The sequence below is a fragment of the Flavisolibacter ginsengiterrae DSM 18136 genome (assembly GCF_059568575.1).
Genome location: NZ_JCANTR010000001.1, coordinates 266933 through 281237, shown reverse-complemented (window position 1 = coordinate 281237; position 14305 = coordinate 266933). Strand labels below are relative to the sequence as shown.

At 40.3% G+C, this 14305-nt stretch carries 14 protein-coding genes; 9 read left to right on the top strand and 5 right to left on the bottom strand.

The window, feature by feature from the left end:
• The first annotated feature begins 15 nt into the window (after positions 1 to 15).
• Positions 16 to 1017, top strand: coding sequence for a GSCFA domain-containing protein (locus BP74_RS01260; protein ID WP_496370250.1), 1002 nt, complete (start codon positions 16 to 18; stop codon positions 1015 to 1017).
• 31 nt (positions 1018 to 1048) lie between these two features.
• Here BP74_RS01260 and BP74_RS01255 read toward each other — a convergent pair whose 3' ends face one another.
• The gene (locus tag BP74_RS01255) at positions 1049 to 1669 is read right to left on the bottom strand and encodes a MiaE family protein (RefSeq protein ID WP_496370248.1); all 621 of its coding nucleotides are present in this window, start codon (positions 1667 to 1669) and stop codon (positions 1049 to 1051) included.
• Positions 1670 to 2328: 659 nt separating this feature from the next.
• Here BP74_RS01255 and rpsO point away from each other — a divergent pair.
• From rpsO to BP74_RS01225, 6 genes are all read left to right on the top strand, one after another.
• Positions 2329 to 2598 (top strand): 30S ribosomal protein S15, encoded by a 270-nt coding sequence (gene rpsO / locus BP74_RS01250; RefSeq protein WP_072834646.1) that lies wholly within the window; start codon positions 2329 to 2331, stop codon positions 2596 to 2598.
• A 103-nt stretch (positions 2599 to 2701) separates the two neighbouring features.
• The gene (gene pnp / locus BP74_RS01245) at positions 2702 to 4891 is read left to right on the top strand and encodes a polyribonucleotide nucleotidyltransferase (protein WP_496370245.1); all 2190 of its coding nucleotides are present in this window, start codon (positions 2702 to 2704) and stop codon (positions 4889 to 4891) included.
• A 62-nt stretch (positions 4892 to 4953) separates the two neighbouring features.
• Positions 4954 to 5760 (top strand): 50S ribosomal protein L11 methyltransferase, encoded by an 807-nt coding sequence (gene prmA, locus BP74_RS01240; protein ID WP_496370243.1) that lies wholly within the window; start codon positions 4954 to 4956, stop codon positions 5758 to 5760.
• Between the two features lie 71 nt (positions 5761 to 5831).
• Positions 5832 to 6485, top strand: coding sequence for a glycerol-3-phosphate 1-O-acyltransferase PlsY (gene plsY, locus BP74_RS01235; RefSeq protein ID WP_496370241.1), 654 nt, complete (start codon positions 5832 to 5834; stop codon positions 6483 to 6485).
• Between the two features lie 202 nt (positions 6486 to 6687).
• Entirely contained in the window at positions 6688 to 7380 is a 693-nt protein-coding gene (locus tag BP74_RS01230; RefSeq protein WP_496370239.1) for a M48 family metallopeptidase, read from the top strand.
• 160 nt (positions 7381 to 7540) lie between these two features.
• Entirely contained in the window at positions 7541 to 7993 is a 453-nt protein-coding gene (locus tag BP74_RS01225; protein WP_496370237.1) for a hypothetical protein, read from the top strand.
• A gap of 51 nt (positions 7994 to 8044) precedes the next feature.
• Here BP74_RS01225 and BP74_RS01220 read toward each other — a convergent pair whose 3' ends face one another.
• From BP74_RS01220 to BP74_RS01205, 4 genes are all read right to left on the bottom strand, one after another.
• The gene (locus tag BP74_RS01220; protein WP_496370235.1) at positions 8045 to 8308 is read right to left on the bottom strand and encodes a hypothetical protein; all 264 of its coding nucleotides are present in this window, start codon (positions 8306 to 8308) and stop codon (positions 8045 to 8047) included.
• Between the two features lie 95 nt (positions 8309 to 8403).
• Complete coding sequence (locus BP74_RS01215) at positions 8404 to 8655, bottom strand: hypothetical protein (RefSeq protein ID WP_496370233.1); 252 nt, start codon at positions 8653 to 8655, stop codon at positions 8404 to 8406.
• Positions 8656 to 8818: 163 nt separating this feature from the next.
• Entirely contained in the window at positions 8819 to 10954 is a 2136-nt protein-coding gene (gene fusA2, locus BP74_RS01210; RefSeq protein ID WP_496370231.1) for an elongation factor G2, read from the bottom strand.
• 80 nt (positions 10955 to 11034) lie between these two features.
• Positions 11035 to 11409 carry a hypothetical protein gene (locus tag BP74_RS01205; RefSeq protein ID WP_496370229.1) on the bottom strand — a complete coding sequence of 125 codons (375 nt, stop codon included), beginning with the start codon at positions 11407 to 11409 and terminating at the stop codon, positions 11035 to 11037.
• Between the two features lie 163 nt (positions 11410 to 11572).
• Here BP74_RS01205 and dnaG point away from each other — a divergent pair, with 163 nt between their 5' ends.
• Positions 11573 to 13600, top strand: a complete 2028-nt coding sequence (gene dnaG, locus BP74_RS01200; protein ID WP_496370227.1) for a DNA primase — start codon at positions 11573 to 11575, stop codon at positions 13598 to 13600.
• 179 nt (positions 13601 to 13779) lie between these two features.
• Positions 13780 to 14274 (top strand): hypothetical protein, encoded by a 495-nt coding sequence (locus BP74_RS01195; RefSeq protein WP_496370225.1) that lies wholly within the window; start codon positions 13780 to 13782, stop codon positions 14272 to 14274.
• Positions 14275 to 14305: the final 31 nt, after the last annotated feature.

Here is a 14305-nt window from a genome sequence, read left to right as displayed (position 1 = left end):
TGAATAGCTATTGACATGAAGTTTCATTACGAATTCGATATCAGGAAATTACCAGAGCCCATAACGCACAGGGATAAACTATTTCTTATTGGTTCCTGTTTTACTGAGAATATTGGAGACAAACTGAAAAGATCAGGGTTTACTGTACATGAAAATCCAAATGGGATCCTGTTCAATCCTGTAAGCGTGGCTGAAGCGATTACAGGATATATTGAAAACGTAAAGGTCATCCCTGAGGATCTTTTTTATTTAAACGAAGGCTGGCATAGCTGGAAGCATCATAGCCGGTTCTCTGCGGTTACAATAAATGAATCAGTTGAAAAAATCAACCGTTCAACGGAAAATGCCCATAGCTTTCTTGGGGAAGCAGCATATATAATGATCACATTGGGATCGGCATGGGTATATACACTGACGGAAAAAGCAGCAAATGCCCGGGTGGGAAACGTTGCTGCCAATAATCACAAAGCACCTGCTGATTGGTTTAGCAGGAGGTTATTGACGCTTGAAGAAATTTTGAAAGTGCTTGATAATGTCATGCACCGCATCTTCCTTTTCAATTCCAGGGCCAGGATCATTTTTACCATCAGTCCTGTAAGGCATTTACGGGAAGGCGTAGTTGAAAATAACAGAAGCAAGGCTTTACTGATCCAGGCTGTTCATCATTTGGTGGACAAGTTTGACAGGCTATTTTATTTCCCCGCTTATGAATTGGTTATAGATGACCTGCGCGATTATCGTTTTTATGCAGAAGACCTTGTACATCCTAATTATTTTGCCACCCAATATGTATGGGAGAAATTTGTTGATGCCTGCATGAATGAAAAAACTAAAAGCCTGATCAAGGAAATACAATCGATTCAATTGGCTTTTCAGCATAAACCTTTTAACAAGGCTTCGGAGCAGCATCAAAAGTTCCTTAAGAGCTATTATGAAAAGACAAGCGCTTTGATGACGCAATTTCCTTATCTGGACCTGCAAAGGGAACTGGATTTCTTCAAGCAGTCGGATAAGTAGAATTCTTTTTATAAGCTATGGGCTTGAAAGATCAATGTATCCTGTCGCCCCTGACATCCAGACCCGAGATCAGTTTTCCCTCAAACTCAAGCCATTCCTGCCACCTTTTCCGAACCTTTTCTTTTTCAATATAGGTCTCGGCAAGATCAATAAAAAGTGTATAGTGGCCCGCCTCACTTTCCATGAAGCGGCGGTAAAACTTTCGCAGGTATTCATCCTCCAGTCCCTCACTTAGTCGTTTGAATCGTTCGCAGCTTCGGGCTTCGATCATAGCCATCAACAGCAGTTGGTCCAGTAATCTTCCTTCTTCAGCACCGCCCGTTTGACAAAAAGAAATTAGGGCATTGGCGTATGCATCTTTTCGCTGCAAGCCCAATTTTAAATTCCTTTTTTGTAGTTCCGCCAATACCAGGCGAAAATGTCCCCATTCTTCTGTCACTATGGGTGCCAGGGCCGTGACCAGCCTTTCCTTTTGGTTGTACCGCTGGATCAGGGAGATACAGCTTACAGCAGCCTTTTGTTCGCAATAGGCATGATCGGTCAAAATCTCTTCCAGTGATTTACCCGCCAGGTCTACCCACCTGGGATCGGTTGGCAGTTGTAGTCCTAAAATAGCCCTGGCATCAGGGGAGATTTGATTGTACGTTTCCATATCGCAAAAATATCCGCTTATGTAGAATAAATCATGGACGTCAAAATTGGGAAGTGCATTCGTATTTCCTGGTTCAAACGTTTCTTTAGCCTATTTATCGCGATTTCAATAACAAATTCAATTCCTAATCATAGTCTACAATGTTAACCTGACAACTTTTTTTGTAATAACATTTAAAACCTATTTTGGAATTATACAAATACCGGCCAAAGATTGTAATGTACCGCCTGTGTGCCGCCTCTGTGCCACCTTTGTGCCGCCCCTTTAAAGAGCCGGCATATACCCGGCACATTGTCGGATGATGGAAAGCAAGAAATTGGAATACAATACTGTTTGCCCATTTGTAGCTTCAAGATTACGCTTCCCGGGGCAAAAACTGTGATGATTTTGGAATTTGATCCAGGTTGTCAAATCAAGGTATCACTGTAACCTTGGTACCTCGAATTAAGCTTCAACTTTATTAACAAAACTCAGTCCCAGGCTACTTGCTGATGGAAACATAGGCTAATTGTATGATAATAACTTTAAATATATTAAAGTTTCATTCCCATTATCAGGATTTAAGCTTTAGTTTAAGCTCTTTTTAGCAAGGTTTTACTTACCTTCGCCGCCAAAATATACTAAGGTATCTAATCGGATGCAATTCTAAAAAATTCACGATGTCAGTAACAAAAGAAAAAAAAGCTAACATTTTTGCCAATTTTGGCGGTAAGGAAACCAACACAGGGTCTATTGAGGGTCAGATCGCTTTGCTCACTGAACGCATCGCACAAATCTCAGGTCATCTGCAACAAAACAAAAAAGATTTCTCTACGCATCGCGGTCTTATGCAATTGGTTGGTAAGCGTCGTCGCTTATTAAACTACCTGCAAAAGCATAACCTCCAGGGTTACCGTACTTTAATTGAGAAATTAGGAATAAGAAAATAAGTATAGTAAAGAATGTATAAGCTACCTCCCAACTTTATTCAGTTGGGTTTTGGCTTTTATACCGGCTTATTTTTTAATTATCAAACACCCTCAAATTCTACTCATGTTATCACAAAAGTTCAGTAAAACATTCAGCATAGGCGATGGTCGTGAAGTAACCATCGAAACGGGCAGGTTGGCCCGCCAGGCAGATGGTTCTGTTACAGTTACAATGGGCAACAGCATATTGTTAGCCACTGTAGTTGCCACGGAAGAACCAAAGCCCGGCCAGGAGTTTTTTCCATTAAGCGTTGACTATATGGAAAAATTCGCTTCAGCAGGCCGCATACCCGGATCATTCTTTAAACGTGAAGGAAGGCTCAGCGATGGAGAAATATTGATCTCCCGCTTAATAGACCGCGCTTTGCGTCCTCTTTTTCCTGATGATTATTTCTGTGAAGTACAGGTTATAGTAACGCTGATATCTTCAGATGCGGAAGTAATGCCAGATTCCCTGGCTTGCCTGGCTGCATCTGCAGCACTTGCTGTGTCCACTGTTCCTATCCAGGAGATCATTTCTGAGGTTCGTGTAAGCCGCATTGATGGCAAATTCAAGATCAACCCAAGCCGTAGTGAAATGGAAAAGTCCGATATGGACTTTATCATTGCTGCCACCGAGAAAAATATCATGATGGTGGAAGGTGAAGCCAAAGAGTGCAGTGAGGAAGATATTGTTCAAGCAATTGAAGTTGGCCATGAAGCGATCAAGGTTCAGATCAAGGCTCAAGAGGAACTAAGAGACATGGTTGGTGTTACTACTAAAAGGGAGTATGCCAAACCCGAAGAAAATGTAGTATTACGCAAAAGGGTAGAGGAATTTGCAAAAGCAAGAATTGACGCCGATTCACGTGCTAATCTGCCAAAAACAGAACGCAAGGAAAAATATAAAAAGCTTTACGAAGAGCTGAAGGAAACCATCACTAAAGAAGCTAACCTGGCCGAAGGTGAGGACTTAAGTGATGACACAAAGAAACTGATCAAAAATTATCTCGCAGACCTGCAATATGATGTGGTACGCGATATGATATTGAATGATAAGATCCGCCTTGATGGCAGGGGACTGGACCAGGTGCGTCCGCTGGATATGGAAATTGATATTTTACCTACTCCACACGGTTCTGCATTATTTACAAGGGGAGAAACCCAATCACTGACCACAGTAACCCTGGGTACACCACTTGATGAATTGTTGGTTGAAAGCGCTGCCAAATCAGAGTATTCAAAATTTATTTTACACTATAATTTCCCTCCATTCTCTACCGGAGAGGTAAAGTTCTTAAGAGGACCTGGCCGTCGTGAAGTAGGACATGGTAACCTGGCACAACGTTCCCTGAAACAAATGCTGCCAGGAGCTGACTACGCCTATACATTGCGCGTGGTAAGTGATATCCTGGAAAGCAATGGTTCTTCTTCAATGGCTACCGTTTGTGCAGGTTCATTGGCATTGTTTGATGCAGGTGTTCCAATGCCAAAGCACGTTGCTGGTGTTGCAATGGGACTTATATCCAAGGAAGGAAAATTCGCAGTGCTTACTGATATCCTTGGCGATGAAGATCACCTGGGAGATATGGACTTTAAAGTGACTGGTACCCGCGAAGGTATCTGCGGAATCCAGATGGATATCAAGGTTGACGGACTGAGCATGGAGATCATGCGTAATGCTCTTGAACAGGCTCGTCGTGGACGGATGCATATTCTTGATGCCATGTACAATTGTATTCCTGAAGCCCGTTCTGATGTGAAGCCACATGCGCCACGTATGGTGAAAATGTTCATTGACCGTGAATATATCGGTGCTGTGATCGGACCAGGTGGAAAAGTTATACAGGAAATACAACGCGAAACAGGAACTACCATCAATATTGAAGAGAAAAACAATATGGGTGAAGTCAGCATTTTCGGTACGGATAAGGAAAAGGTTGACAAGGCTCACAATTGGGTGAAAGGGATCGTAGCTGTGCCAACAGTAGGAGATGAGTATGAAGCAGTAGTGAAATCAATCATGCCGTATGGAGCTTTTGTTGAGTTCTTACCGGGCAAGCAAGGATTATTGCACATCTCTGAAGTTAGCTGGAAGCGTTTGGAAACCCTTGAAGGCGTATTGAATGAAGGTGATAAGGTGAAAGTGAAACTGACAGGTACCGATCCTAAAACTGGTAAGTTCAAATTGTCCCGTAAGATTTTATTGCCAAAGCCGGAAGGACAACCAAGAATGGACAGGCAGCAGGAAAACAGGCCACAGGAAAATCAATAAGAAGATCTTTTATAGTATGTAAAGGCTGTCTGTCACAGGCAGCCTTTTTAATTTTTATTATTATGAATAGTATACAAATAAATATATCGGCAAATGAGGTACAACAGGAAATACTGATCAGCCAACTGGAAGATATGGACGCTAACGGTTTTGAACAAACGCAGGACTCATTGGTCGCTTATTTCCCGGCAGATAATTTTGATTTAAATACTATATATAAAATCCTGGAACCATACCAGTATGCTATCACAACCCTGGAAGAACAAAACTGGAACGAGGTATGGGAGAAAAATTTTGAACCAGTGGTTGTTGATGATTTTTGTGCCATCAGGGCAGATTTTCATAAACCCTTTTCCAATGTATCGTATGAGATAGTGATCACACCAAAGATGAGTTTTGGCACTGGTCATCATGCTACCACACATATGATGATACAACAAATGAAGGATATGGATTTTGCAGGTAAAACTGTTTTTGATTTTGGAACAGGGACAGGGATATTGGCCATACTGGCTGAAAAACTGGGCAGTAAAGAAATCAGGGCCATAGATATAGACGAGTGGAGCATTGAAAATGCAAAGGAAAACTGTATGAGAAATAGTTGTTCCAAAATTATTGTTGAGCTTACACCACATTTACCCTCGCAGCAATTCGATATTATTCTTGCCAATATCAACCGTAATGTAATTCTGGAATACCTGGTTCAAATGAAAAGCCTCCTGAATCCCTTAAATGGTACATTACTATTAAGTGGACTACTGGTAACTGACCAGGACATAATAGTTGAAGCTTGTGAAAAACAAGGGCTTAAGTTATTAAAGCCGCTGGAACGTAATAATTGGATATCCTTATTGTTTGTTAATAGGTAATGTTTTACCTCTTAAATAACAAACACTCTGGCTGATTTTTATTAAATTTGCGTTGCTTCAACCATTATTCTATGAATGAGGTTTTATTGATTGTCTTTGCTTATCTCATAGGTAGTATTCCTACAGCTGTCATAGTTAGCAAAGTTTTCTTTGGTTTTGATATAAGAGAATATGGTAGTGGTAACTCAGGCGCTACCAATACTTACCGGGTTTTAGGATCCAAATGGGGAACTATTGTAATGATAGTGGATATGCTTAAGGCAATCGTTGCTGTTAAGCTTGCTTTCTTTTTACCAAACTCTTTTGAGAACGATATTTACCTTGTTAACATGCAACTGGGTTTGGGACTTGCCGCTGTGGTTGGTCATATTTTCCCCATCTGGGCTGAATTCAGAGGGGGTAAAGGGGTAGCATCTCTTTTTGGGATGGTACTTGGTATTCAGCCAAACGTTGCTCTTTGTTGTGTAGGTGTTTTTATATTAGTGCTTTATTTGACAAGGTGGGTATCTCTGAGTTCTATTCTTGCCAGTATTGCATTCCCCATATTTATTCTTGTTATCTTCAATGAGCCTGAAAAGCTCTACAGGGTTTTTGCTTTAACTGTTGCCATGCTTGTTTTGCTTACCCACCAGAAAAATATAGGAAGGTTGATTAAAGGCAGTGAAAGCAAGGTTCCCATTCTAAAACACCGCGATCGTCGTCGTAAAGAACGTGAAAAGCTTTAACAAAGCAGAAGTAAGCCTATCGTCTTCCTGGATATCTATACTACTTTGGTATAATCATTGAATCCGTAACATTAAAAATAGTAAGATGGTAAGGAAATTAACGGTCGTTTTTTTGGCCGCAACTTTATTCGTATCCTGTTCAACAAATACAATTACAGGAAGAAGTCAGCTTAAATTATTGCCAGAGTCAGAACTCCAGTCTATGGCAGTTCAGCAGTACCAGCAATTCCTATCAACCAATAAGGTAGTCAGTGCTTCCGCCGACAGGGATGCTGAAATGGTAAGAAGAGTGGGGCAGAGGTTATCCAATGCTGTTGAAAAATATTTTGCTTCAAAAGGTTTACAGAATCAATTAGAGGGATATAAATGGGAATATAACCTGGTTGATAATAAGGAAGCTAACGCCTGGTGTATGCCCGGCGGTAAAATAGTTGTGTATACTGGTTTATTGCCTTATACCCGTAATGAGGCTGCGCTGGCAATCGTTCTGGGTCACGAAATTACACACGCCGTATTCCAGCATGGTAATGAAAGGATGAGCCAGCAAATGCTTCAGCAGGGATTAGGTTCTGCACTTTCAGTTGCCTTATCCAATAAGCCCAGTACAACCCAAAATGTTTTTTTGCAGGCTTTTGGTGTAGGTTCATCATTAGGCATATTAAAATTCTCCCGTGCTGATGAGTCTGAGGCTGACCATTATGGATTGATCTGGACTGCACTTGCCGGCTATAATCCCCAGGAAGCAGTTCCTTTCTGGGAAAGGATGGCCTCACAGAGTAATTCAGCCCGTCCACCTGAGTTCCTGAGTGATCACCCTTCTGATACAAGGCGTATCAATGATATCAAGAAATGGATGCCTGAAGCCATGAAATATTACAAGCCCATGGGCAAATAATTGTATAAATTGTAATAAAAACCCGCAAATCCACGATTGGCGGGTTTTTTCTTGTTTAAATCGTTGGTCAGGGTTAGTATTTTCCGTAATTTTGCATACCTGTTTGTGTGAAAAACCTTAGTACTACTTCACAACGTTTAAAAAAAACAGTTATCCCGGTATGTCACAAACAATTTTAGAAAAGCTTCAACTTAAAAACGAAAAGAACATTTTAATTCAGGGCCTTCCTTCTTCAATTGAAAAACAATTTTGTAAACTTTCTTTTGCAAAGAATCTTACTCCATTGTTACGCTCCAGGAAAATCGACTTTGCATTGGTATTTGCTGTAAGTGAAAACCAATTGAATAGCATCCTGGATGACATTATGCCTGCATTAAAAGAAGAATCTAAACTTTGGGTTGCTTACCCGAAAGTAACTTCAAAAATCACTACCGACCTAAACAGGGATGGTAGCTGGAGCAAACTTGCAGAAGCGGAATATGAAAGTTCAGAACAAGTATCTTTAGATCATGTATGGCACGCCGTTTACTTTAAAAAGAACGGTTTGCTTGAAGAACTTGAATTGGAAGAAACAGTAGTAGTTAAGCGTAAAGCTAAATTAGTAAACGCTTAAGAAATTAAAAGAGATACAATCAAAGAGGGCCATAAAGCCCTCTTTTTTTATTTAAGCCTCTTTGATAAAATCTTCAATGTACATTCCCAATACAGATGACAATGGAGTTTCCCTTTCCAGCTGGGCATCTATCCATTTCCTTGATTGGCCTATCTTCTTGATCAATACCACTGCTCCATTAACAAGTTTACACTCGAACAGGAGTTCTTCTGCAGATTGTAACAGTTTTACATCTGCGGTACCAAATAAACCATAATAGGGATAACTGATGCTGAATTGGTTTCTGGATTGTACATAGGATAAAAACGCACCCATAAGGCAGAGGTTTTAATATGATTGGATTTATTGAAAGGCGGTAATGCAGGTAGTAATAAAAAGACCGGACAATTGTTTTGCCGGCCTAGTTATTATTAGTTTTTTAAGTTTGCCAGAAAATATCCTTCTTTATGAAGAACGGTTTTATTGGGAATAGCTGTAAGTAAAGAATCCTTCACTAATTTCTCAACTAATCTTAATTGATTATCCTGGTCGCCGGACTGTGCTATTAATTTCCAGCTTTCAATTTTCATTAGGGCTCTTTTACTGGTCTTTACAACATGGCGATCGAGCCATTCTGACCTTTCAGCCAGGTACAATTGATGATTACGAAAATAGGCATGCATAGGAGGAAGATTTTAATAAATGGTTGCTTTGTGCTTTCAAAATAATAAGAAAAGTTCAGAATTTCCTAATCCCCCTGAAAATTTCCTTTGTTTACAGGAAAACACTTAGCCGTACTATTGGACTTCAAATAGACGGCTAAGGTTAAAATAAATGGTGTTGAATTTATGCTAATACTTCTTTTTCTGACTTGTTGTACTCTTCGGTTAGTTTTTTCTGTAATTCATATGTCATTGGCTGGTAACTATCAAATTGCATTTTAAACTTAGCCCTTCCCTGGGTAAGTGATCGAAGGGAGGATGAGAAATCATGCATTTCTGACAATGGAACCTTAGCAATGATCTTTTGAAAATGGCTTTCTGTGTCCATACCTTCCACCAATCCCCTTCGGCTTTGCAAATCGCCCATTACAGCCCCTGTGAGATCTTCAGGACACAATACCTCAACGGAATTGATAGGTTCCAATATTTGTGGGTCTGCTTGCTGAAATGCCTGTTTAAAGGCCATGATGCCTGCGATCTTAAATGATATGTCATTGGAATCAACAGGGTGCATTTTGCCATCATAAACACTGACCCTTACATCCCTGACGTAAGATCCGGTTAACGGTCCCTCCTGCATTTTTTCCATGACCCCTTTTAGAATGGAAGGCAGGAAGCGGGTATCAATAGCACCCCCCACAATGCAATTATAAAAAACCAACTTGCCACCCCAGTCAAGGTTGAAAACTTCACGTGCTCTCACATTCAGGCCATCAGGTTCAGGCATACCTTCATACCAGGGTTCGATCCTCATATACACTTCACCAAACTGGCCAGCACCACCAGATTGCTTTTTATGCCTGTAATTGGCTTCAGCCACTTTCCTGATCGTTTCGCGGTAGGGAATCCTGGGTTTGCCAAACTTCACCGGCACCTTATGCAAGTTCTCTATTTTCCATTTTGCAACAGCCAGGTGCATATCACCCTGGCAATGAATAAGTGTTTGTTTCAATTCTTGCGAAACTTCCACTATTAAAGTTGGGTCTTCCTCCCGAAGCTGGTGAAGTGCCTGCGCCAGTTTTTCTTCTTCTCCTTTATTTACAGGCTCAATACAAACCGTCATATTTGGAGTAGGAAATTCAATTGGGGGTAATTCGTAATTTCTTCCTTTTACATGAAGCGTATTATTGACATGCGTATTGCGAAGTTTCAAGGTGGCACCAATATCGCCGGCCACTAGTTCATTAACGGGCAGTCTCTTATTGCCTTCCATAAGAAACAGCTGGTTTATTTTTTCATTGACCCCATTTGATTCATTGATTAGCTCCATGCCTGTTTTTATGGTTCCTGAGAAAACTTTAAAAAAGGAAAGGTCACCAACATGAGGTTCTGAAATGGTTTTGTACACAAATATGCAGGCTGGCCCATTTTCCTGGCAGGGTAATTCCTCGCCACTGGTAGTTATTTGTGGCGGCATTTCATTGGCACTGGGACAAACATTGTCAATGAATCCCATTAAACGTCCGCTACCCATGTTGCGTTCGGCACTCAGGCAAAATACAGGGAACAGATCGTGCCTGATCATGGCTTTTTTCATGCCTGCTTTCATTTCATCTTCAGTAAGTTCACCCTGATCAAAATATTTTTCCATCAGGGTTTCATCATTGCTGGCAATCGCTTCAACCAGTTCCTTATGAAGATTTTCTGCTTTTTCTTTTTCATTTTCAGGAATAGGGAGTTTGTCAGGTTTGCCACCTGTATCTGTGAATTTATACATGACCATTCTCAGGACATCAATGATCTCGTGAAAGCCGGCCCCCTGCTGCCTTGGGTATTGTACAATGGTTATATTGGATCCAAAATGATCTTTTGCCTGCTGAACCGTCTTCTCAAAGTCAGACTGCTCATCATCCAGTTTATTAACGGCAATTATCATAGGCGTTTTAAACCGGTCTGTATATTCCCATATGATTTCTGTTCCTACTTCAACTCCCATGGTAGCATTCAATAGCATCACACCTGTATCTGCCACCCTTAACGCAGATAGAACTTCACCTACGAAATCATCATAACCAGGAGTGTCGAGAATATTTATTTTAAAACCACGCCACTTAGTATGCATTAATTTAGAAAAAATAGAATTGCCGCGTTCCTGCTCCAGGGGGTGATAATCACCCACTGTTGTATTCTCATAAACAGAACCGCGGCGGGATAGCAATCCGGCTTCATATAACATGCATTCCGCTAATGTTGTTTTGCCGGAGCCAGCATGGCCCAGCAAAACAATATTTTTGACATGAGAGGTATCAAACTCTGGCATAAAATATAGTTTTTGTATGAGGCAATAGAGATTCTATACATACCCTTACGTGTATGTTTTATAAAATGGAGTATGAAATATTATAGACAGCTAGTCTTGCTGACAAATTGTTGAAACTCGTTCCGAAGTTCCTGGAGCAGGTTTTCTTCGTGCAAAAAATCGTTCAATAATTGTTCATGTTCCGCATAGGTGGACTCGGAAATCTGATCACCTTCAGAAATTACTTTTTTCTCGTGCGATTTAATAGATTGTTTGAGATCGTGAATGTTAATGAGCTGGATGTGAAATTGATTGTCGTAGTGTTCTACTTCCTGGAGTTGGTCTTTAGATAGAGAGTTTTTACAGGTTTCCTGGAGCGCCTTTTTGAAATCATTCAGTTCTATGCGATGATTCCTTAAAATCTGCCGCCATTCGGCGCTTTCGGCGGACAACTGTGAGATGTCTGTCTGAACCATGGGATGAAGGTTTTATTGTTAAATAAATAGGTTTTTTCGCTTCACTATCCCCGGTGTAGGATGGTACATTAAATTTAAAACTCTTTAAGCTTAAAAAAATAAGATTTTTATCACCTTAAATGCTTACATTAATCATGCTTGAGGTTCCTATATTTGCTATCTTGTGATTTCGCCTAATACGATACAACAGATCCTTTCCCGGATCGATATTATTGATGTGGTTGGAAACTTCGTCAAATTAAAAAGGCGAGGTTCAAACTATTTGGGGAATTGTCCTTTTCACCACGAAAAGACCCCTTCCTTTACTGTTTCACCATCTAAAGAGATCTTTAAATGTTTTGGTTGTGGAAAAAGTGGCAATACCATTTCTTTCATAATGGAACACGAAAAGCTCTCTTATGTTGAAGCGCTGAAATGGTTGGCTAACAGGTATAACGTTGAGGTTGAAGAAACTGAATCCTCACCTGAGAAAAAACTGGCTCAACAGACCTCCGAAAGTCTCTTTATTATCAACCAGTTTGCCCAACAATTTTATGCCCACCAGTTGTTTGAAACTGAAGATGGACAAAATATAGGACTTGAATATTTAAAGGAACGGGGCTTTACCGAAGACACTATCAGAAAGTTTGGAATTGGTTATGCACCAGAAAAAAAAGATGCTTTTGTAAAAGAAGCATTGCAACAACAGTATAACCCTGAGCTTTTACAAAAATCAGGTCTTGCAGTAGAAAGACAGGGTCAGTTGGTAGATAATTATAGGGACCGTATCATTTTCCCCATACATAACAACAGTGGTAAGATCATTGGTTTTGGTGCAAGGCTGATAAAGAGCAATGAAAAAGCGCCTAAATATATCAATACCCCCGAGAATGAATTGTATGTAAAGAGTAAGATCCTTTATGGAACTTATTTTGCCCGGCATGCTATAGATAAAGCAGATGAATGTTTATTGGTTGAAGGTTATACGGATGTAACCTCGCTGCACCAGGCGGGTATTGAAAATGTGGTGGCAAGTGGTGGTACTTCCCTAACACAGGACCAGTTAAGGCTGATCAAAAAATACACAAAGAACCTTACTATCATTTATGATGGTGATGCCGCCGGCGTAAAGGCCGCCATGCGGGGGTTGGATATGGCCCTGGAAGAAAGCCTCAATGTCAAGTTGGTATTAATTCCTGATAAGGAAGATCCGGATAGCTACGTAAAAAAAGTGGGAGCTTCGGCTTTTCGGAATTTTATACTTCATAATAAAAAGGATTTTATCCTTTTCCAGATAGAAGTTTCCTTAAAGGATGCCGGAACAGATGCGAATAAGAAAGCAGCAGTTGTCAACCAGATTGCTGAGACTCTTGCGAGGATTGATAAAACAGAAGATTTTACCAGGCAGCAGGATTATATCAGGCAATCTTCCGAATTGTTACACGTAGATGAAACTGGGTTTACAAATCTTGTAAATAAATTTATCCGGAACCGCATTTCTCTTACCGAAAGTAAAATACCTTTTGATGAAGCAAAGTCAATAGAAGAAAATGCAAGACAGGCCGCAGAAAACAATTTCAGTGATCAGACCTTCAACTTACTTTTTAAAGATGACCTGCAGGAAAGGGAAATAGCCAGGATACTTTTAGAACATGGGTATAAAAAGTGGGATGATTCTCAATTGATAGCGCAGCATGTGTTAACTGAACTTCCGGAAGAAGATCTTATTGACAATGAAGTGATCGTTAAGTTTATACATACCTATAAGGATGTATTAGCTGATCATATCAAGCCTGATAAAAACTACTTTTTATATCACTCAGATCCTGTGATAAGTACCCTGGCCGTTTCCCTGGCGTATTTTCCTTATGAGGAAAGCCCGCACTGGAAAAGAGAATTAAGCCAGTCTACCGGATATCAAAAAAGCCTTTTTGAACAGGATTATAAAGATTTTATCCATTCACTTCGACCGGAAAATGAAGAAGATCTTATGGGCTTTTTGAATATGCAAAAAGATACCACAAACGAAGAAGTGGAAAGCGCTATCAATTATTTAAAATTGCGAAAGGTAAAAAGGCTGCTTCTGGAAAATCAACAGGATCTTGAAAAAGCAAGTCCCGCAGATCAACAAACATTATTTCTGACCCATGTTCATTTGAAACAAATGGAAATCGATTTGTCGCGGAAATTAGGATCTGTAGTCATCAAATAATTACGCTTGCCTTCATGGTTAAGATTTCTACCTGCCTGGTGTGTTGAGGAATACCAGGATATGGGATTTGGTAAATCTATTCAACACTTTTTCACATATTTCTATATATATCCCCTTTAAAATAGCTGGCATTGAATTTTTATGTTTTCCAGTGGATTGGTATACTTAAAATGAAAAAAATGAAAGCTATATATGCATTAGAAGGGGGTATTGCTGGTGCCACCGCAATGACCCTGCTACATGAAACTGTAAAAAATAAGGTTCCTAATGCACCCAGGATGGATTTGTTGGGAATGAATGCACTTGCCAAGGGTTTAAAAGTAATTGGTGCTAGGACCCCTAACGAGAGAAGCCTGTATGCCTGGACATTGGCAGGAGATATCATAAGTAATAGTTTGTTTTATAGTTTCGCAGGTATAGGCCAGAGAGAAAATGCTCTTGCACGTGGTGCTGCTTTAGGGTTGGCTGCAGGACTTGGCGCAGTATTATTGCCTAAACCTATGGGCTTAAATGAGCATCCAAGTAATAAGAGCATCGAAACAAAGATCATGACAGTAGGATTATTTGTCGTAGGTGGTTTGGTGGCTGCAGGTGTTATGAAATTGCTGGCAAGAAAAAAGCACAGGAAAAATGAGGATTGGGAGCGCCGCCTGGTAACTTCCTCTATGGCATGACCATGATGTATAATTCAAACTTAAATATGCA

What these genes read in the sequence shown, in the direction of transcription:
- rpsO (WP_072834646.1), top strand. Translation starts at nt 2,329, where the DNA reads ATGTCAGTAACAAAAGAAAAAAAAGCTAACATTTTTGCCAATTTTGGC.
- plsY (WP_496370241.1), top strand. Translation starts at nt 5,832, where the DNA reads ATGAATGAGGTTTTATTGATTGTCTTTGCTTATCTCATAGGTAGTATT.
- pnp (WP_496370245.1), top strand. Translation starts at nt 2,702, where the DNA reads ATGTTATCACAAAAGTTCAGTAAAACATTCAGCATAGGCGATGGTCGT.
- BP74_RS01215 (WP_496370233.1), bottom strand. Translation starts at nt 8,655, where the DNA reads ATGCATGCCTATTTTCGTAATCATCAATTGTACCTGGCTGAAAGGTCA.
- BP74_RS01195 (WP_496370225.1), top strand. Translation starts at nt 13,780, where the DNA reads ATGAAAGCTATATATGCATTAGAAGGGGGTATTGCTGGTGCCACCGCA.
- BP74_RS01225 (WP_496370237.1), top strand. Translation starts at nt 7,541, where the DNA reads ATGTCACAAACAATTTTAGAAAAGCTTCAACTTAAAAACGAAAAGAAC.
- prmA (WP_496370243.1), top strand. Translation starts at nt 4,954, where the DNA reads ATGAATAGTATACAAATAAATATATCGGCAAATGAGGTACAACAGGAA.
- BP74_RS01260 (WP_496370250.1), top strand. Translation starts at nt 16, where the DNA reads ATGAAGTTTCATTACGAATTCGATATCAGGAAATTACCAGAGCCCATA.
- BP74_RS01205 (WP_496370229.1), bottom strand. Translation starts at nt 11,409, where the DNA reads ATGGTTCAGACAGACATCTCACAGTTGTCCGCCGAAAGCGCCGAATGG.
- BP74_RS01220 (WP_496370235.1), bottom strand. Translation starts at nt 8,308, where the DNA reads ATGGGTGCGTTTTTATCCTATGTACAATCCAGAAACCAATTCAGCATC.
- fusA2 (WP_496370231.1), bottom strand. Translation starts at nt 10,954, where the DNA reads ATGCCAGAGTTTGATACCTCTCATGTCAAAAATATTGTTTTGCTGGGC.
- BP74_RS01255 (WP_496370248.1), bottom strand. Translation starts at nt 1,669, where the DNA reads ATGGAAACGTACAATCAAATCTCCCCTGATGCCAGGGCTATTTTAGGA.
- BP74_RS01230 (WP_496370239.1), top strand. Translation starts at nt 6,688, where the DNA reads ATGGCAGTTCAGCAGTACCAGCAATTCCTATCAACCAATAAGGTAGTC.